At 74.9% G+C, this 17,767-nt stretch carries 14 protein-coding genes; 7 read left to right on the forward strand and 7 right to left on the reverse strand.

What is annotated here, in order from left to right:
• Positions 1–146 precede the first annotated feature (146 nt).
• Complete coding sequence (locus HUT16_RS12710) at positions 147–935, forward strand: TIGR03089 family protein (protein ID WP_176188315.1); 789 nt, start codon at positions 147–149, stop codon at positions 933–935.
• A 173-nt stretch (positions 936–1,108) separates the two neighbouring features.
• Positions 1,109–2,848, forward strand: coding sequence for an LCP family protein (locus tag HUT16_RS12715; protein WP_176188317.1), 1,740 nt, complete (start codon positions 1,109–1,111; stop codon positions 2,846–2,848).
• Between the two features lie 29 nt (positions 2,849–2,877).
• Here the strand turns inward: HUT16_RS12715 and HUT16_RS12720 are convergent, their stop codons facing one another.
• On the reverse strand, positions 2,878–3,483 hold the full coding sequence (locus tag HUT16_RS12720) for an acyltransferase (RefSeq protein ID WP_176188319.1): 606 nt from the start codon (positions 3,481–3,483) through the stop codon (positions 2,878–2,880).
• A 65-nt stretch (positions 3,484–3,548) separates the two neighbouring features.
• Positions 3,549–4,589: a glycosyltransferase family 2 protein gene (locus HUT16_RS12725; protein ID WP_176188321.1), complete on the reverse strand. Its 1,041-nt coding sequence runs from the start codon at positions 4,587–4,589 to the stop codon at positions 3,549–3,551.
• 104 nt (positions 4,590–4,693) lie between these two features.
• On the opposite strand from HUT16_RS12725, the gene HUT16_RS12730 reads away from it, so the two are divergent.
• Complete coding sequence (locus HUT16_RS12730) at positions 4,694–6,238, forward strand: LCP family protein (RefSeq protein WP_176188323.1); 1,545 nt, start codon at positions 4,694–4,696, stop codon at positions 6,236–6,238.
• A 60-nt stretch (positions 6,239–6,298) separates the two neighbouring features.
• On the opposite strand, the gene HUT16_RS12735 is transcribed toward HUT16_RS12730, so the two are convergent.
• The 4 genes from HUT16_RS12735 to ssuE all read right to left on the reverse strand — a co-directional run bounded on the left by HUT16_RS12735 (position 6,299) and on the right by ssuE (position 12,388).
• The gene (locus HUT16_RS12735) at positions 6,299–7,273 is read right to left on the reverse strand and encodes a PH domain-containing protein (protein WP_176188325.1); all 975 of its coding nucleotides are present in this window, start codon (positions 7,271–7,273) and stop codon (positions 6,299–6,301) included.
• A gap of 907 nt (positions 7,274–8,180) precedes the next feature.
• The gene (locus HUT16_RS12740; protein ID WP_176188327.1) at positions 8,181–10,742 is read right to left on the reverse strand and encodes an ABC transporter permease; all 2,562 of its coding nucleotides are present in this window, start codon (positions 10,740–10,742) and stop codon (positions 8,181–8,183) included.
• A 16-nt stretch (positions 10,743–10,758) separates the two neighbouring features.
• Positions 10,759–11,544 (reverse strand): ABC transporter ATP-binding protein, encoded by a 786-nt coding sequence (locus HUT16_RS12745; protein ID WP_254897787.1) that lies wholly within the window; start codon positions 11,542–11,544, stop codon positions 10,759–10,761.
• Positions 11,545–11,833: 289 nt separating this feature from the next.
• Positions 11,834–12,388 carry an NADPH-dependent FMN reductase gene (ssuE, locus tag HUT16_RS12750; protein ID WP_176188329.1) on the reverse strand — a complete coding sequence of 185 codons (555 nt, stop codon included), beginning with the start codon at positions 12,386–12,388 and terminating at the stop codon, positions 11,834–11,836.
• A 336-nt stretch (positions 12,389–12,724) separates the two neighbouring features.
• Here ssuE and HUT16_RS12755 point away from each other — a divergent pair, with 336 nt between their 5' ends.
• Both HUT16_RS12755 and HUT16_RS12760 read left to right on the forward strand, forming a co-directional pair.
• A complete protein-coding gene (locus tag HUT16_RS12755) occupies positions 12,725–14,077 on the forward strand; it encodes an LCP family protein (RefSeq protein WP_176188331.1) in 1,353 nt (450 codons plus the stop codon).
• 132 nt (positions 14,078–14,209) lie between these two features.
• Positions 14,210–14,680 carry a serine O-acetyltransferase gene (locus HUT16_RS12760; RefSeq protein WP_176188333.1) on the forward strand — a complete coding sequence of 157 codons (471 nt, stop codon included), beginning with the start codon at positions 14,210–14,212 and terminating at the stop codon, positions 14,678–14,680.
• Here HUT16_RS12760 and HUT16_RS12765 read toward each other — a convergent pair.
• Complete coding sequence (locus HUT16_RS12765) at positions 14,673–15,836, reverse strand: LCP family protein (RefSeq protein WP_176188335.1); 1,164 nt, start codon at positions 15,834–15,836, stop codon at positions 14,673–14,675. The genes HUT16_RS12760 and HUT16_RS12765 overlap by 8 nt on opposite strands.
• Positions 15,837–15,976: 140 nt before the next feature.
• Between HUT16_RS12765 and HUT16_RS12770 the strand changes: the two genes are divergently transcribed.
• Both HUT16_RS12770 and HUT16_RS12775 read left to right on the forward strand, forming a co-directional pair.
• A complete protein-coding gene (locus tag HUT16_RS12770; RefSeq protein ID WP_176188337.1) occupies positions 15,977–17,320 on the forward strand; it encodes a UDP-glucose/GDP-mannose dehydrogenase family protein in 1,344 nt (447 codons plus the stop codon).
• Between the two features lie 28 nt (positions 17,321–17,348).
• Positions 17,349–17,756 carry a CoA-binding protein gene (locus HUT16_RS12775; RefSeq protein ID WP_176188339.1) on the forward strand — a complete coding sequence of 136 codons (408 nt, stop codon included), beginning with the start codon at positions 17,349–17,351 and terminating at the stop codon, positions 17,754–17,756.
• Positions 17,757–17,767 lie beyond the last annotated feature (11 nt).

Raw genomic sequence — 17,767 nt, forward strand, 5'->3', positions numbered from 1 at the left:
GGGCGGGGGCAGGGGCAGGGGCAGGGGCAGGGGCAGGGGCGAGCGTAACCCGGCCCGGTGTCACGACGCGGTGCCACGACGCGGCGTTCCGAGCGGGCGGGCACCCTCCCGTCCGGCGGGGGGCAGGACGTAGGCTGGACCGCACCATGACTGCGCCTTTCGCTGCCGACGCCCGTACCCCCGCCGAGCTGCTGCAGGCCTTCCTGCGCCCGGGGTCCGCTGCCGACCCGTCCCGCCCGTTGGTGACCTTCTACGACGACTCGACCGGGGAACGGGTGGAGCTGTCGGCGAAGACGTTCGACAACTGGGTGGCGAAGACGGCCAACCTGCTGCAGGACGAGTTGAACGCCTCGCCGGACGACCGGGCGGCGCTGCTGCTGCCGGCGCACTGGCAGAGCGCGGTGTGGCTGCTGGCCTGCTGGTCGGTGGGCGTGGTGGCGGTGCCGCAGGGCGAGCCGAAGGACGCCGAGCTGGTGGTCTCGGGCCCGGACGGGCTGGCGGCCGCCCAGGAGTGCCCGGGCGAGCGGGTGGCGCTGGCGCTGCGCCCGCTGGGCGGGCGGTTCCCGCAGCGGCCGGACGGGTTCCTGGACTACGCGGCGGAGGTGCCCGGGCAGGGCGACCGGTTCGCCCCGTACTCGCCGGTGGACCCGCAGGCGGTGGCGCTGGAGACGGTGGTGGACGGGCTGCCGCTGAAGCTGACCGGCGAGCAGGCCGTGGCGCTGGCCCGGGAGGGCGCGGCGCGGCTGGGGCTGGACGGCGGGAGCCGGGTCCTCTCGACGCTGTCGTTCGACGACTGGACGGGCCTGGAGGCGGGCCTGCTGGCGCCGCTGGCGGCCGGGGCCTCGGTCGTGCTGTGCCGGAACTCCGGTCAGTTGACGGAGGATCAGTGGCAGAGCCGGATCGACTCCGAACGGGTGACTCTGCGCCTGGGGTGACGGCCCCGGCCCACCGGGGCGGGTAGTCCTGGGGTGATGGCAGTGGAGTGCGGCGGCGCGCTCCGCCCGGCGGACCGGGCGGGGCGCGCCGCCGCCGTTTTCCGCCCTTTCGTCGGGTGACGGGTATCACATCGTGGACGGTTCGACCGTCAGGCTCGTCTAGGGTGTCCGGGATGAACAGCGGACACCGGAACCGGGGCGACTCGGCGGACTCGAACCCTCCCGGCGTCGACCCCGCCGACCAGTGGGTGCTCGACCCGGCCACCGGCGAGTTCCGGCTCGACCTGGACGCGGGCCGCCGGCCCGCCGGTGAGCACCCCCGCCCCGCCTCCGCGCGTCCGCGCACCGCCCGCCGGAGCCCGGCGGACGCGGACGCCCGGCCGCCGCCGGGGCCGCGTCCCCGCACCTCCCGGGCCGCCCGCGGCTCGACGGGCGCCACCGCGGTGCCGGGCGGCCGGGCCGCCCGCCGCAAGGGCCGCTCCACCCGCGGCCGGCGGGCGCTGAAGTGGACCGCGGGCTCGCTCGGCCTGGTGCTGGTGGCGGGCTGCGGCGGCGCGTACTACGTGTACCAGCACTTCAACAACAACATCTCCTCGGTGAAGGTCGAGGTCGGCGACGACTCCGAGCGCCCGCAGGCGACCGACGCGCTGAACATCCTGGTGATCGGCACCGACAGCCGGGTCGGCCTCGGCCGCGAGTACGGCGACGAGGGCTCGGCCGGGCACGCGGACACCACGCTGCTGTTCCACATCTCCAAGGACCGCTCCAACGCGACGGTGCTGTCCATCCCGCGCGACCTGATGGTGCAGATCCCGGACTGCAAGACCGGTGACAAGGGCATCCCCGGCGAGGCCAGGGCGATGTTCAACACCAGCCTCGGGCAGGACGGGCGCGACCCGGGCTGCACCTGGAAGACCGTGGAGAAGCTGACCGGCGTCCGGATCAACCACTTCATGATGGTCAACTTCGAGGCCGTGAAGACGCTCTCGACCGCGGTCGGCGGGGTCGAGGTGTGCGCCGCCACCGACATCGACGACCCGTACTCGCACCTGAAGATGTCCGCGGGCCGGCACGTGGTGCAGGGCGAGGAGGCGCTGGCCTTCGTCCGCACCCGGCACGCGGTGGGCTTCGGCGGCGACCTGACCCGCATCCCGCTGCAGCAGCAGTTCATCTCCTCGATGATCCGCAAGATGAAGAGCAGCGACACCCTGACCAGCCCCGCCAAGCTGTGGGACCTGGCGGACGCCGCCACCAAGGCGCTGACCGTCGACGACGGGATCGGCAGCGTCAACAAGCTGAAGGACCTGGCGCTCGACATCTCCCGGATCGACACCAAGAACATCACCTTCACCACGGTGCCGGTGCTCGACGACCCGACCAACAAGAACCACCTGGTGCTGAAGCCGAACGACGCCCAGCAGGTGTTCTCGATGATCGCCGCGGACCGCTCGCTGACCGACGTCCCGCAGTCGGGCACCGACTCCGGGACGCCCGAGGCCCCGGCCTCCTCCGCCCCCGCCGCGCCCCAGGTGGACGCGGCCGGGGTGAAGGTCACCGTGCGCAACGGCAGCGGGGCCTCCGGGCAGGCCGCGAAGGCGGCCACCGCGCTCCAGGACAAGGGCTTCGCGCTGGCCGTCGCCGGCAACAACGCGGACCCGGCGGCCACCACCGCCGTCACCTACCCCGCCGGGCACGAGGACGAGGCGCAGGCGGTGGCCGCGGCCCTCGGACTGCCCGCGACGGCGGCGCAGGCGAGCAGCAGGCTCGGCGCGAAGGACGGCGTGGTCGTCGTGCTCGGCAAGGACTCCACCACCGCGGGCAGCACGCCCTCGGCGGCCCCGAGCGAGGCGCCCAAGGACATCCAGCGGGTGCAGGCGGACGACACCAACGTCTGCGCGGCCAAGGGGAAGTAGGAGCGGGCGGCCTCCCGGGTGCGCGCCGCTCAGGCGTCGCGGGTGAGGGTGTCCGGGGCCGTCTCGGTGTAGGTCTCGCCGGTGCGCGGGCAGCGCCAGCGGCCGGGGCCGTCGGGGGTGAGCGGTTCGCCGGCCCGGCCGACCCACTTGATCCGGCGGGCCGGGACGCCGGCCACCAGGGCGTGGTCGGGGACGTCCCGGTGGACGACGGCGCCCGCGGCGACCAGCGCCCAGCGGCCGACCGTGACGCCGGCGACCAGGACGGCGCGGCCGCCGATCGAGCAGCCCTCGCGCAGGGTGACGCCGCGGGCGTGCCAGTCGTCGCCGCGCTTGAGCCTGCCGTCCGGGTCGACGGAGCGCGGGTAGAGGTCGTTGGTGAGGACGGCGGCGGGGCCGACGAACACGCCGTCCTCCAGGACCGCGGGCTCGTACACCAGGGCGTGGTTCTGCAGCTTGACCCGGTCGCCGAGCCGGACGCCGGGGCCGACGTACGCGCCGCGGCCGATGATGCACTCGGCGCCGATCCGGGCGTCCTCGCGGACCTGGGCGAGGTGCCAGACGGTGCTGCCGGGGCCGATCTCGGCGCTCGGGTCGACGTCGGCGGTGGCCTCGATCCTGGGGGCGCTGCTCGTCATGGCGCGAGCCTAGTGCGCGGGGACGGCCCCCGTCCGGCGTTCCGGGGACCGTCCTGGACGGGGCGTCAGGCCGCGGTGGTGGGCTTCGGGTCGATCGGGGCGGGCGGGGTGGAGGCGATCACCCGGCGGGCCAGCCTGCGCGGCGAGGTGAGGAAGCCGAAGCCCCAGCTCATGTGCATGGTGCCGAGGGCCACCGGGAGCAGCAGCCGCGACTTCGCGGACAGGCCGGGGCTCCGCAGGCTGCCGAGGACGATCGCCAGCAGGTAGCCGACCGGCAGGACGAGGAACGCCGGGTGCACCAGGGCGCCGAGCAGCAGGCCGGCCAGCACGCCGAGCAGGGCGGCCGGCGGGGCCAGGTAGCGCAGGTTGACCGAGCCGCGGTGGTAGCGGGTGACCACCCGGCGCCAGCGGCCGTAGTCCTTGTACTGCTTGGCCAGGGCGCGCACGTTCGGCCGGGGCCGGTAGGTGACCTTGAGCTGGGGGGTGAACCAGACCAGTCCGCCGGCCTGGCGGATGCGGTAGTTGAGCTCCCAGTCCTGGGCGCGGACGAACTCCTCGTTGTAGCCGCCCTGCCGCTCCAGCACCTCGCGGCGGAACACCCCGAGGTAGACGGTGTCGGCCGGGCCGGCCAGGCCGCCGGTGTGGAAGGCCGCGTTGCCGACGCCGATCCGGGAGGTCATCGCGGCGGCGACGGCGTGCTCCCAGTCGTTCTCGCCCTCGGCGTGCATGATGCCGCCGACGTTGGCGGCCTCCATCTCGTCGAGCAGGCGGACCGCGGTGGCGACGTAGCCGGGGGTCAGCAGGCCGTGGCCGTCGACCCGGACCACCACGGGGTGGCGGCTGGCCCGGATGGCCGCGTTCAGGCCCGCCGGGGTGCGGCCGGTCGGGTTGGGGACGGTGCGCACCCGCGGGTCCTCGGCGGTGAGCGCGGCGGCGATCTCGTCGGTCCGGTCGGAGGACGGCCCCAGCGCGATCACCACCTCCAACTCGCCGCCGTACTCCTGCTCCAGGATGCGGCGGACGGCGGTGCGCAGGTGACGTTCCTCGTTGAGCACCGGCATGATCACGGAGACCGCCGGCAGCTCCTCAGCAGCCTTGGTGTTCATCGTGCCCGAGCGTACCGGCGCGGTCCGGTGCCTGTCAGACGGGGTCCTCCCCCGCCCGGCGTGCCGCCCGGGCGGACGCGGCCGGCCCGCCTACCATCCGGAAGATGCCCCACCAGCGCCAGCCCGCACGCCCGTCCGCACCGGTCCGACGGCGGGGGCCGGGCCCCCGGCGCTGGGGCCGCTGGGCGGCGGGCGCCCTGTCCTTCGCGGTCCTGGCCACCTCGTGCGGCGGGTGGGCGGTGCTGAACGGCGTCGGCTCCTCGCTCGGCCGGGTGGACGCGATCGGCGGCGGCCGGGACCGCCCGGCCGACGACGGCGCCTCGACCTTCCTGGTGGTGGGCACCGACGAGCGCGCGGGCATCCCGGAGTCCACCCTGAAGGACGTGCTGCACGCGGGCGGCGAGTCCTGCCACTGCACCGACACGATGATGATCGTGCAGCTCTCCGCGGACCGCGGCCGGGCCACCGTGGTGTCCGTCCCGCGCGACTCCTACGTGGACATCCCCGCCCACCGGGACCCCGCCACCGGGAAACAGGTGGCCGCCGCCAAGGGCAAGATCAACGCGGCGTACGGGATGGGCGGGGCGCCGCTGGCGGTGCGCACCGTCGAGCAGAACACCGGGCTGCGGATCGACCACTACGTCGAGGTGAACTTCCTCGCCTTCGTCTCCACCGTGGACGCGCTGGGCGGCGTCGAGGTGTGCACCCCCAAGCCGTTGAAGGACGACTACGCGGGGCTGGACCTGCCGGCCGGCACCAGCCGGCTGGACGGCGCGGGGGCGCTGCGCTACGTCCGGGCCCGGCACGTGGACGGCTCCTCCGACCTGGGGCGGATGCACCGTCAGCAGAAGTTCCTGGCGCAGCTGCTGCACCGGGCGTCCGCCGGGGACACCCTGCTCGACCCGGCGCGGCTGACCGGGGTGCTGGACACCGTGCTGAGCTCGGTCAAGGTCGACAAGGGGCTGGGCAACGCCGAACTGCTGGAGTTCGCGAGCCGGTTGAAGGACCTGTCGGCCAGCGACGCGGACTTCGCCACGGTGCCGCTGGCCGAGGTCGACCACCAGGTCGCGGGGTGGGGGTCCACCGTGCTGTGGGACGAGAAGGGCGCGGCGGCGCTGTTCGAGGCCGTCCGGGCCGGGCGGCCGCTCACCGGCGCGGCGGCGGCCGCCCCGAGCGCCGCGCCGAGCACCGTTCCGAGCGCCGCGCCCGTTGCCGGAACGATTCCTCCGGTCGAGGTGCGGGTGCAGGTGCTCAACGGCGCGGGCGTCCAGGGCCTGGGCTTCCGGGTCGACGCGGAGCTGCGCCGGGCCGGGTTCGCCACCACCGGCCTGCCCTCCAACGCGCCCGGCGGCGGGACGTCGGCCACCCGGACGGTGATCCGCTACGACCCGCGCTGGGACGAGTCGGTGAAGACCCTGGCCGCGGCCCTGCCGGACGCCGAGCTCGAGGCCGTGCCCGGCCTGGGGGCGACCTTCCAGGTGGTCGCGGGCAGCGAGTACCGCGGGCCCGCGGACGGGGGCGGTTCCCCGGGGCCCTCGGCGCCGGTCGCCCCGGTGGCGGCCGCCGCGACGGCGGGGCCCCCGGCGAAGGCCGCCGCGACGGCGGTGGCGGGGGCGGAGAGCGGGAGCGAGATCAGCTGTCCGTCCTGAGCGGCGGCCGGGTTTCCGCCGGGGCCGTCCGGCCCGGGTCAGGTGCGGCTCAGGTGCGGGTCAAGTGCGGCTCAGGAGATCGGCCGCCAGGATCCAGAGCAGGTAGCCGGCCACGCAGAGGCGGTTGAGGAGCAGGGTGGCGCCGACGGTGCCGGGCGGGAGGGCCTCGGCGGGGCGCCGTTCGGGGCGGGCCGCGGCGGCGGTGACGATGCGGGCGGCCCGCTGGAGGGCCGGGCCGCGGCCGAGCAGCCGGGAGGGGAGGGCGACGAAGCCGTGCTGGGCGCCGTCGGTGCCCTGCACGGTGAACCGGCCGCCGTGGACGGCGGCGGCGGTGACCCGGCTCCAGGGGAGGCGGGTGCGGGTCAGGGCCCGCACGACGGTGACGCCGTCGCGGTCGACGGCGAGCTGCCAGCCGAAGGCGCTGACGGTGCCCAGCAGGATGGGCAGGCCGAAGAACAGGCGGTGGAGCAGGTCCGAGACTCCGCCGTCCTCGGTCAGCCAGGTCATGACGGCGGCGAGCAGGACGGTCGTGACCGGCGGGACGGCGATCCGCAGGGCGGCCGGCAGTCCCTGGACCAGGGCGGGGGCGGCGGGGCCGGGCGGTTCGGCGAGGTCCTGTTCGAGCAGGCGGGCCGCCGCCGCGGGCACCACCAGCTCCTCGGCCGCGAGGCCGCGGGCCTTGCGGCGCAGGCGGGGCCCGGTGGCGTGCTCGGCGACCCGCAGGGCCGTCCAGGCGTGCGGGGGAACCGGGGAGCGGAACACCACCACGGGGCGCAGGCCGCCGTCCGGGCCCTGGTAGAGCAGGCCGTCGACCGGTTCGACGGTGCGGTCGAGCAGGGCGGCGGCCTGGGCCGGGGCGGTCGGCCGGGTGGCCGCCCGCTCCTCGGCGTGGCTGCGGTGCGGCTGCCAGCCGGTGGCCTCGTCGTAGTGGGCGGCGGCGCTGCGCGGCTTCAGCAGCCACAGCCCCTTCGCGCGGGGGTCGCCGTCCACGGGCAGGACGAGCAGTTCGCCGCCGGGTTCGGGGCGCAGGCGCACCCGCAGGGCCGGGCGGCGGCGGGGCGCGGCGCTCGCGGGCGAAGCGGCGGGTGCCGAGCGCGCCGAGGGCGGCGAGCGTTCCGGCGCCGGCGGCGCCGATCCACCAGGCGGCGGGGTCCTCCCCGCTGGCGGCCGGCCGGTGCTCGGCGGCGGCGGTGTCGGCGCTGGCGGGCCGGTCGGCGGTGTCCTGGGCCCGCCACGCCCCGGTGACCAGCAGCCCGACGGCGGTGAGGCCGAGGACGCCGGTCAGGACGGAACGCAGCCAGGGCCACTGCGGCCCGGGGAACGGGGTGTCCCGGCCGCGCAACGTCCACGGGTGGGGCTGGGCGGCTCCCATCAGGGCGTCCAGGCCGGCCCGGGCGCGGGTGCGGCCGCGGGCGGTGCGGAGGAGCGCGGCGGCGACGGCGAGGTGCAGCAGCCCGGCGACGGTGCGGGCCCAGCCGGTGGGCAGGCCGTCCGGTATCACCCAGAGCAGGACGCCCACCACGGCGGGCACCGCGAAGCTGCGGCGCGGGCGGAGCAGCAGGACCAGGAATTCGGCCAGCAGCAGCCCGGGCACGGCGCTCGCGGCGTACGGGACGGCGCACCCGGCGGCCGGGGCGCAGCCGGCCGCCGAGCCGTCGTCGGTGGTGACGGCGAGCGCGACGGTCGCGACGGGCAGCAGGGCCAGCCAGGGGCTCTCCAGCCGCTGCCACACCCGGGCGGCCCGCCACTGTTCGGCGTCGGCACCGGTCAGCGCGGGTGCGGCGGGCAGTGGCGGAGCGGCGGGGTGCGGCATGCGGGTGATTGTGACAGGGCGGTGCGGACGGCCGCCGCCCGCCCCCCGCGGTGCGGGAGGCGGGCGGCGGCCGGGCGATGGGCGGGCGGTGCCGGGCCGTACCGGGCCGTACGCGGCGGTGCCGGGCGGTCAGTCGGAGGCGATGGCGGCCAGCACGTTCATCCGGGCGGCGCGGAAGGCCGGGACGAGGGCGGCGACCAGGCCGATGACCACCGATCCGACCAGGACGGCGACCACGGTGCCGGTCGGGACGGTGAGGATGGTCAGGCCGTTGTCGGCCAGCACCGAGCGGGCGGTGACGCCCCAGGAGAGGCCGAGCGCGCTGCCGAGGACGGCGCCGAACAGCGCGATGACCACGGACTCCAGCCGGACCACCCGGCGCAGTTGGCGGCGGGAGAGGCCGATGGCGCGCAGCAGGCCGATCTCGCGGGTGCGTTCGACGACCGACAGGGCCAGGGTGTTGACCACGCCGAGGACGGCGACCACGATCGTCAGGCCGAGCAGGCCGTAGACCATGGCGAGCAGCTGGTTGACCTGGTCCTTGATCATCGTCTTGTAGCCGGCCTTGTCCTGGACGGTCAGCTGCGGGTGGTCAGCCAGCGACTTCTGCAGGTCGGCGAGGACGGTGGCCCGGTCGGTGCCGGGCGCGGCACCGGCGAACAGCACGGAGTCCGGGACGGCCTTCACGTCGAGGACCTTGCCGACGGTGTCGATCGAGGTGAGGAACTGGCCGTCGAACAGCTGGTTGCCGCTCTTGACGACCGCGGCGACCCGCAGGGTCTGGCCGGCGGCGCCGGCCTCGGTGCCGTAGGCGACGGCGATCGGGTCGCCGACCTTGAGGTGGTGCTCGTCGGCGAAGTCCTGGCCGATGGCCAGGCCGTCCCCGGCGAACGCGGCCTCGGCGCTGCCGGAGGCGATCGGGAGGCGGAAGTCGCGCAGGTAGCCCGGCTCGGCGGCGGTGACCCGGTCGAGGACCCGGGCGCCGTCGGGGAGGGTGAACCGGGCGCCGACGTGCTTCTCCTCGGTGAGGTGGTCCAGGCCCGGGGTGCGCCGGGCGGCGTCGACCGCGGCCTGGCCGATGGTGCTCCGGCCGCCGTCGACCACGTAGTCGGCGCCGACCGAGCCGTCGATCTGGTCGGTCATCGAGGAGACCATCGAGGAGGTGACCACGGAGGCGCCGATCACCACGGCCAGGCCGATCATCAGGGCGGCGGCGGTGGAGCCGGTGCGGCGCGGGTTGCGCATGACGTTGCGCTGGGCGAGGCGGCCGGCCGGGCCGAACAGGGCGGGCAGCGCGCCGCCGAGCAGCCGGAGCAGGCCGGAGACCAGCAGCGGGCCGAGCACCACGGCGCCGACCAGGGTGGTGAGCACGCCGAGGCCGATCAGCAGGCCGCCGGTGGAGCCGCCGGAGGAGGCGGCCAGCACCAGGGCGGCCGCGCCGACGGCGGTGGCCAGCGCGCCGAGCACGGCGCGCAGCCGGTTGGCGCCCGGCTCGACGGGGGCGGCGTGGTCGAGCAGCGCGGCCATCGGGGTGATCCGGGAGGCGCGGCGGGCCGGGACGAGCGCGGCGAACAGCGTCACCAGCACGCCGACCGCGTACGACACCGCCGGCACCGTCCAGGTGATCTCCAGCGAGGCGTCCAGGTTCATCCCGGCGGCCTTCATCAGCCGGATCAGGCCGAGCGCGAGGCCGAGGCCGGCGCCGATGCCCAGGGTGGAGCCGAGCACGCCGAGGATCAGGCCCTCGGTCAGCACCGAGCGGTTGACCTGGGAGCGGCTGCCGCCGACGGCGCGCAGCAGGCCGATCTCCCGGGTGCGCTGGGTGACCAGCATGGAGAAGGTGTTGACGATCAGGAAGCCGCCGACGCCGGCCGCGAGGACGGCGAAGCCGAGCATCGCGTACTTCATGAAGTCCAGGAAGGAGCCGATGCCGTCGGAGTTCTCCTTCTGCTGCTCGGCGGCGGTCCTGGCCTGGAAGCCGGTGCCGAGGTCGGCCAGCGCGGCGGCCTTGAGCTGCTCGTCGGTGCGGGTGCCGTCGCCGAACACCTCGACGGAGGTGTAGGCCTCGGTGCCGAGCAGGATCCGCTGGGCGGTGGGGGTGTCCAGGAAGGCGAGGGCGGCGCCGGGGTTGGTGGTGCGGAAGGTGGCGATGCCGGCGACGGTGAAGTCGTGGTCGGCGCCGGTGATGATCCGCACCCGGGAGCCGAGGCCGAGGTGGGCCTTCTGCGCGGTGTCGGCGTCCAGCACCAGCTGGTCCGCGCCCTGCGGGGCGTGGCCGGAGGTGATCTCGACGGAGTTGCGCGGGGTGTCGGTCCAGTTGCCGGTGAGGGTGGGGGCGCCGGAGGTCGGGCCGATCACCTTGTTGGTGGCGGGGTCGACCAGGGTCGCGTCGGCGGTCATGACCTGGCCGATCGCGGCCTTGACGCCGGGCTCGGCGGCGAGCCTGCGCTGGGTGTCGACGGGGATGCCGGGCACCGGGCCGGGGCCGTTGTCGGCGATCTCGTCCTTGGCCTTGGAGACCGAGAGGTCGGAGGCGGTGGAGGCGAACAGCTTGTCGAAGGTGCTGGTGGCGGTGTTGTAGAAGACCAGGGTGCCGGCCACGAAGGCGACCGAGAGCACCACGGCGAGCAGGGAGAGCAGCAGGCGCCACTTGTGGGCGAAGAAGCTCCGCAGCGAGGTCTTGAGCAGCATGGTTCCGGGCCCCGTCTCAGCTGGTGCGCTTGCCGTCGAAACGGCGCATGCGGGTCAGGACGGAGTCGGCGGTGGGGTTGTGCATCTCGTCGACGATCGCGCCGTCGGCGAGGAACAGCACCCGGTCCGCGTGGCCGGCGGCGACCGGGTCGTGGGTGACCATCACGATGGTCTGGCCGAGTTCGTCCACCGAGCGGCGCAGGAAGCCGAGCACCTCGGCGCCGGAGCGGGAGTCGAGGTTGCCGGTGGGCTCGTCGCCGAAGATGATCTCGGGCCGGGCGGCCAGCGCGCGGGCCACCGCGACGCGCTGCTGCTGGCCGCCGGAGAGCTGGCCGGGGCGGTGCTTGAGCCGGCCGGACAGGCCGACGGTGTCGATCACCTGCTGCAGCCAGGCCTGGTCGGGCTTGCGGCCCGCGATGTCCATCGGCAGCGTGATGTTCTCCACCGCGTTCAGCGTGGGCAGCAGGTTGAACGCCTGGAAGATGAAGCCGATCTTGTCCCGGCGGAGCTTGGTCAGCTGCTTGTCCTTCAGCCCGGTGACCTCGGTGTCGCCGATCCAGATCCGCCCCGCGGAGACGGTGTCCAGCCCGGCCAGGCAGTGCATCAGCGTCGACTTGCCGGAGCCCGACGGGCCCATGATCGCGGTGAAGCGGCCGCGCTCGATGTCGACGTCGACCGCGTCCAGCGCCGTCACCCGGGTCTCCCCCGCGCCGTACGCCTTGGTGACCTGCCGGGCCCGGGCGGCGGTGCCGTCCCGCTCCGGCAGGGGTGAGAGGTGGGCGGCGCTCGCTGCCGTGGTCACTGATGCTCCTCGTCGTGGGGTTCACCGTCGGCCCCCAGCCTTCCGGGCGCACCCCCCTGCGCGGAATCCGGCTGGCTTCCGTCTTCGGGGTGGGGCTGGCCCCACCTTCGGAGGTGGGGCCCGCGGGAACGGCTCCACGGTAGGAGCGGGGCCCGGCGGCGGTCGTCCTCCACCGGGCTGAGCACCGTCCCGGGAAAGCGTCCGGGGCCCGGGCCCTCTCCCCTAGGGGTTCGCGCGGCGCGCTCTGAGGGTCCCGGGCCCCGGTCGGGGCGGCTTCGTCGGCGAACGGTCAGCCGGCGACGGCGAACTCCACCCGGGGGGCGAGCGCGGCGGAGAACGCGTCCACCACCGGGTTCAGCAGCACCTCGGTCTCGCGCTCCAGCTCGGTGCCGCCGTCCTCGCGCACGCCGACGTGCCGGTCCAGCACGAACCAGCCCTGGGTGACGTGCCCGGCGCCCATCGAGCTCAGCACCGGCCGCAGCGCGTAGTCCACCGCCAGCACGTGCGCGGTGGAGCCGCCGGTGGCCAGCGGGAGCACCGTCTTGCCGCGCAGCGCGTACTGCGGCAGCAGGTCGAGCAGGGCCTTCAGCAGGCCCGAGTACGCGGCCTTGTAGACCGGGGTGCCGATCACCACGCCGTCGGCCCGCTCGAACAGCTCGACGGCCCGGGCTATCGCCGGGTCCGAGGTGTCCGCGGCGAGCAGCGCGGCGGCGGGCAGCGAGCGGGCGTCCAGCGCGTGGACCCGGTGCCCGTGCGAGACGAGCCGGCGGTCGACGTGGCGCAGCAGCCGGGTGGTGCGGGAGGTCGCGGACGGGGAACCGGAGACGGACAGGATCACGGCCATGGAGTCACCTCGGAGCGGGCGGCCGCGGGCGTGCCGCGGCCTGGGAAGGGAGGGGATGGGCGAGGGCGCAGGTCGCCCGGGTGAGTGCGCGGCGGGGTCGTCAGCCGTGACACAGCGAGCAGGACACCCGACCGTGGTCGACGTGCCGCCGACGGGTGAGGACCTGACGCTGCTCCATACGTTCATGCAAACACGCCCGGTTTCGGCGGGTCAAGGCCGTGCCCGCCTGGTGAACAGTGCTCCGAACCGTCCCCGCCCTGCATCAAAACGGCCACAACGGGGCCCGGGGCGCCCCCGCGATCACTGCGCGGCCCCCGGTTCGGGCATCCTTCCCCCATGAACACGTGGCAGGAGCGCCCGGGGGGCGGCGCATACGGGCAGGGCGACGCGGCGCGGGGCCAGGGCGGAGCGGCGGCCGAACCGCCGCTGCCGCCGGAGCTGAACCCGCGCGGCACGGGCGTCCCACTCTCCCGTCCCGCCCAGCAGGACCGACCCGACGGCGGCCGCCCGCACGGCGGCGGGCAGCAGCCCCCGTACGGCGGCGGTGGCCAGCAGCCCCCCTACAGCGGGGGCGGCGGCGGACAGCCCCCGTACGGCGGGCAGCCGCCGCACGGGCAGCCGCCGTACCGGCCCGAGCCGGACCCGGCCGGTCCGGGGGCCGGTGCGCGCCCGGGCGGGCCCGGGGCCGCCCGGCCGCGCCGCTCGCGCAGGAGGATCGTCGGCTACTCGGTGCTGAGCCTGGTCCTCGTGCTGCTGGTGACCATGATCGGCACCTACTTCTGGGCGGACGGCAAGCTGCACCACGAGAACGTGCTGGCCGACTACCCGGGCCGGCCGGCCGCGGGCAAGGGCACCAACTGGCTGATCGTCGGCTCGGACAGCCGGGCCGGTCTCACCGACGCCGACGAGCAGGACCTGCACACCGGCTCCGCCGAGGGCAAGCGCAGCGACTCGATGATGATCCTGCACATCGGCGACAACGGGAACACCCTGATGTCGATCCCGCGCGACTCCTGGGTGCAGATCCCCGCCCACCAGGACACCTCGGGCAGCGGCAAGACCGTCCCGGCCGCCACCCGCAAGATCAACGCGGCGTTCGCGGCCGGCGGCGGGCGCCTGCTGGTGCAGACCGTCGAGACCAACATGAACCTGCGGATCGACCACTACGCGGAGATCGGCTTCGCCGGCTTCGTCGGCCTGGTGGACGCCGTCGGCGGCGTCGAGATGAACATCGAGCAGCCGGTCAAGGACAAGGACTCCGGCCTCGACCTGCAGGCCGGCACCCAGACCCTGAACGGCAAGCAGGCGCTGGCCTTCGTCCGGCAGCGCCACCAGATGGCCGACCAGGACCTCGGCCGGATGCGCAACCAGCAGAAGTTCCTCGGCGCGCTGGCCAAGCAGGCCGCCTCCCCGTCGACCCTGCTCAACCCGTTCACCTTCTACCCGCTGGTCTCGGCCGGCCTGGACACCGTGATCGTGGACGACGACGCCGGGCTGACCGACCTGGGCTCGATGTTCCTGGCCATGAAGGGCGTCACCGGCGGCGACGGCAAGACCATCACCGTCCCGATCGGCAACCCGGACTACCGCACCCCCACCGGCGAGTCCGCCGTCAAGTGGGACGAGGCCAAGTCCAAGGCGGTCTTCGAGGCGATGCGCAACGACACCGCCGTCCCCGCCGCCAAGTAGCCGCCAAGTAACCGCAGCGGCACCCGCCCGCGCCCCGCGGCGGCGTCCGGAATTCGCACGGCGGATCCGAACTGCCGCCGCGGGGCGCGTCGTCGGGCCCGCGGCGGCCCGGGCGGCGGGACAATGACGGCCATGTCGCTGGTGACCGCCCTCATCTACCGCCGCCGCAGCCGGCTGTTCGGCCGCCTGGTCCAGGAGGCCCTGGCCCTCTACGGGATGGAGGTGCCCGCCGCCGCCGAGGTCGGCCCCGGCCTGGTCGTCTTCCACCGCGGCTTCGGCACCGTCCTGCACCCGTACACCACCCTGGGCGCGAACGTCACCCTCTACAACGGCGTCACCATCGGGCGCGCCGACCCGTGGGTGCCGCAGGAGCTGTCCGCGATGCGGCGGGTGGTGCTGGAGGACGGCGTGGTGGTCTGCGCCGGGGCGAAGATCGTCTGCAAGAGCGGGACGCTCACCGTCGGCGCCGACACCGTGGTCGGCGCCAACGCGGTGCTGACCCGTTCCACCGGGCCCGGCGAGATCTGGGCCGGCGTCCCGGCCCGGAAGGTCGGCGAGCGCCAGCGGGTGCACGAGCAGGGCCGGGCGACGGCCGTCAGCTGACGTCCTGCCCGAGGGTGTCGGTGCTGGTGCGGTGCTCGGCCAGGTAGGCGTCCATCCGGTCGGTGCGCATGGCGTTCCACAGGACGCCGGCCGCGCCGTCGTCCATCAGGACCACCGCCTGGCCGTCGATGGTGTCGAAGCCGCCGAACGGGGCGTTCATGAAGTGGACGCCGTCGGGGCGGACGTCGCGCAGGCTCCAGGCGAGGTCGTACAGGTCGGTGTTGCTGAGCCGGTCGTCGACGCTGGCCACGTCGCCGATGGTGCCGAGCAGGCCGGTGAGCTTGGCCGGGCTGGAGAGGGTGCCCGAGCTCATGGTCTTGATCATCAGGGCGCGCAGGAAGTTCTGCTGCCGCTTGGTGCGGTCGAGGTCCCCGTTGGGCAGGCCGTGCCGCTCGCGGACGTAGAGCAGCGCCTCGGCGCCGTCCATGTGGTGGGTGCCGGCCAGCCACTCGCGGGCGTCGCCCTTGGCCTCGATGGTGCGCGGGATGGTGATGTCCACGCCGCCGACCGCGTCGGTGAGGGCCCGGAAGCCGTTCCAGTCGATCACCGCGATGTGGTCGATCTTGATCTTGGTGAGGTCCTGGACGGTCTGGACCGTCAGCGCCGGGCCGCCCCAGGAGTAGGCCGCGTTGATCTTCGCCCGGCCGTGGCCCGGGACGGGCACCCAGGTGTCGCGCGGGATGGACACCAGCGAGACCGACTTCCGGTCCGCCGAGATGTGCATCAGCATCATCGTGTCGCTGCGCTGCGCCCCGGCCTGCCAGGCGGGCGCCTTGGCGTCCCTGCCGGTGGTCGGCGCGTCGGAGCGGGCGTCCAGGCCGACCAGCAGGAAGGTCTGCCCGCTGTGCGGCACCGCCGGGGGCTGCTCGGACGCGGCCAGGGTCGGGAAGGCGTTCGGGATGCGCTCCACCGAGGACGCGTAGTGGTCGGCCACCCACAGCAGCCCGCCGAACGCGCCGCCGCCCAGCACCAGCAGCACCGCCAGCGTCCACAGCAGCAGCCGGCGGCCCCGCCGGCGCCGCCCCGGCACCTGCGCCGCGTCCTCCCCGCCGCCGTCCCCGTCGTCCCCGCCGTCCTCGCCGTCCTCGTCACGGTCGAAGATGCTCAGCGAACCGGGGTCCTCCTCCGGTTCGCCGCCCCGCCCCTTGGAACTCATGGCGGCATTGTGAACCTCCCGTACGGACCTTCGAGCCGAAACCGGGAAATCCGCGCATCCCGCCGCTCGGCGGGGCGGCTACCATCGGTGGCTGCGGCCGTCGCTCACCCCTGGTACGGCCCGGACCGAAGGGAATGCGCGTGGCTCCCCGCATCACGGTGATCGGCACCGGCTACCTGGGCGCGACGCATGCCGCGTGCATGGCGGAGCTCGGGTTCGAGGTCCTGGGGCTCGACGTCGACCGGGAGAAGCTGGCGGCCCTGGCCTCGGGCCGGGTCCCGATGTACGAGCCCGGGCTGTCGGAACTGCTGCTCAAGCACGTCGCGGGGCACGGGGGTTCGACCGGGCGGCTGCGCTTCACCGACTCCTGGGAGGAGGTCGCGGCCTTCGGCGACGTGCACTTCATCTGCGTGAACACCCCGCAGCGCAAGGGCGAGTTCGCCGCCGACATGAGCTACGTGGACGCCGCGGTCGACTCGCTGGCGCCGCTGCTGGAGCGGCCCGTCCTGGTGGTCGGCAAGTCGACGGTGCCGGTGGGCTCGGCGAGCCGGCTGGCCGAGCGGCTGGCCTCGCTGGCCCCGGTGGGCGAGCGGGCCGAACTGGCCTGGAACCCGGAGTTCCTGCGCGAGGGCTTCGCGGTGGACGACACCCTGCACCCGGACCGGCTGGTGGTCGGCGTGCGCAGCGAGCACGCCGAGCGGCTGCTGCGCGAGGTGTACGCGGGCCCGATCGCGGACGGCGTGCCGTTCGTGGTGACCGACTTCCCGACCGCCGAGCTGGTGAAGGCCGCCGCGAACTCCTTCCTGGCCACCAAGATCTCCTTCATCAACGCGATGGCCGAGGTCTGCGAGAGCGCCGGCGCCGACGTGGTGCAGCTGTCCAGGGCGCTGTCGTACGACGAGCGGATCGGCCGGAAGTTCCTGAACGCCGGGCTGGGCTTCGGCGGCGGCTGCCTGCCCAAGGACATCCGGGCGTTCATGGCCCGGGCCGGCGAGCTGGGCGCGGACCAGGCGCTGACCTTCCTGCGCGAGGTCGACTCGATCAACATGCGGCGCCGCTCCCGGATGGTCGAGCTGGCCCGCGAGCAGTGCGGCGGCGGCTTCCTGGGCCGCCGGGTCGCGGTGCTGGGCGCCGCGTTCAAGCCGAACTCGGACGACATCCGGGACTCGCCCGCGCTGAACGTGGCCGGGCAGATCCAGCTGCAGGGCGCCCAGGTCACGGTCTACGACCCGAAGGCGATGGACAACGCCCGCAAGATGTTCCCCAGCCTCTCCTACGCGGCCTCCCCGCTGGAGGCCGCCGAGGGCGCGCACGTGGTGCTGCACCTGACCGAGTGGCAGGAGTTCCGCGAGCTGGACCCGGCGGAGGTCGGCGCGGTGGTCGCCGAGCGCCGCGTGCTGGACGGCCGCAACGTCCTGGACGGCGAGGCCTGGCGGGCCGCCGGCTGGACCTACCGGGCGATGGGCCGGCCCTCGGCGGAATGAGCCGCGCGGTGGCGCCGTTGCCCCCGGCATGAGCTACGGAGACGACGCCACCGTCCGGAAGGTCCTCACCTCCTCCGGCGACACCTGGGCCGTGGTCGGCCTGTCGAACAACACCGCGCGGGCCGCGTACGGCGTGGCCCGGGTGCTGCAGCGGGCCGGGAAGCGGATCGTGCCGGTGCACCCGAAGGCCGAGACGGTGCTCGGCGAGCAGGGCTACGCCTCGCTCGCCGAGGTCCCGTTCCCGGTCGACGTGGTGGACGTGTTCGTCAACTCCGCGCTGGCCGGGGCGGTCGCCGACCAGGCGGTCGAGAAGGGGGCGAAGGCGGTCTGGTTCCAGCTCGGGGTGGTCGACGAGGCCGCCTTCGACCGCACCCGCGCGGCCGGGCTGGACATGGTGATGGACCGCTGCCCGGCGATCGAGCTGCCGAGGCTCTGAGGCCCCGGCGC

It is taken from the genome of Kitasatospora sp. NA04385, assembly GCF_013364235.1.
Taxonomy (GTDB): domain Bacteria; phylum Actinomycetota; class Actinomycetes; order Streptomycetales; family Streptomycetaceae; genus Kitasatospora.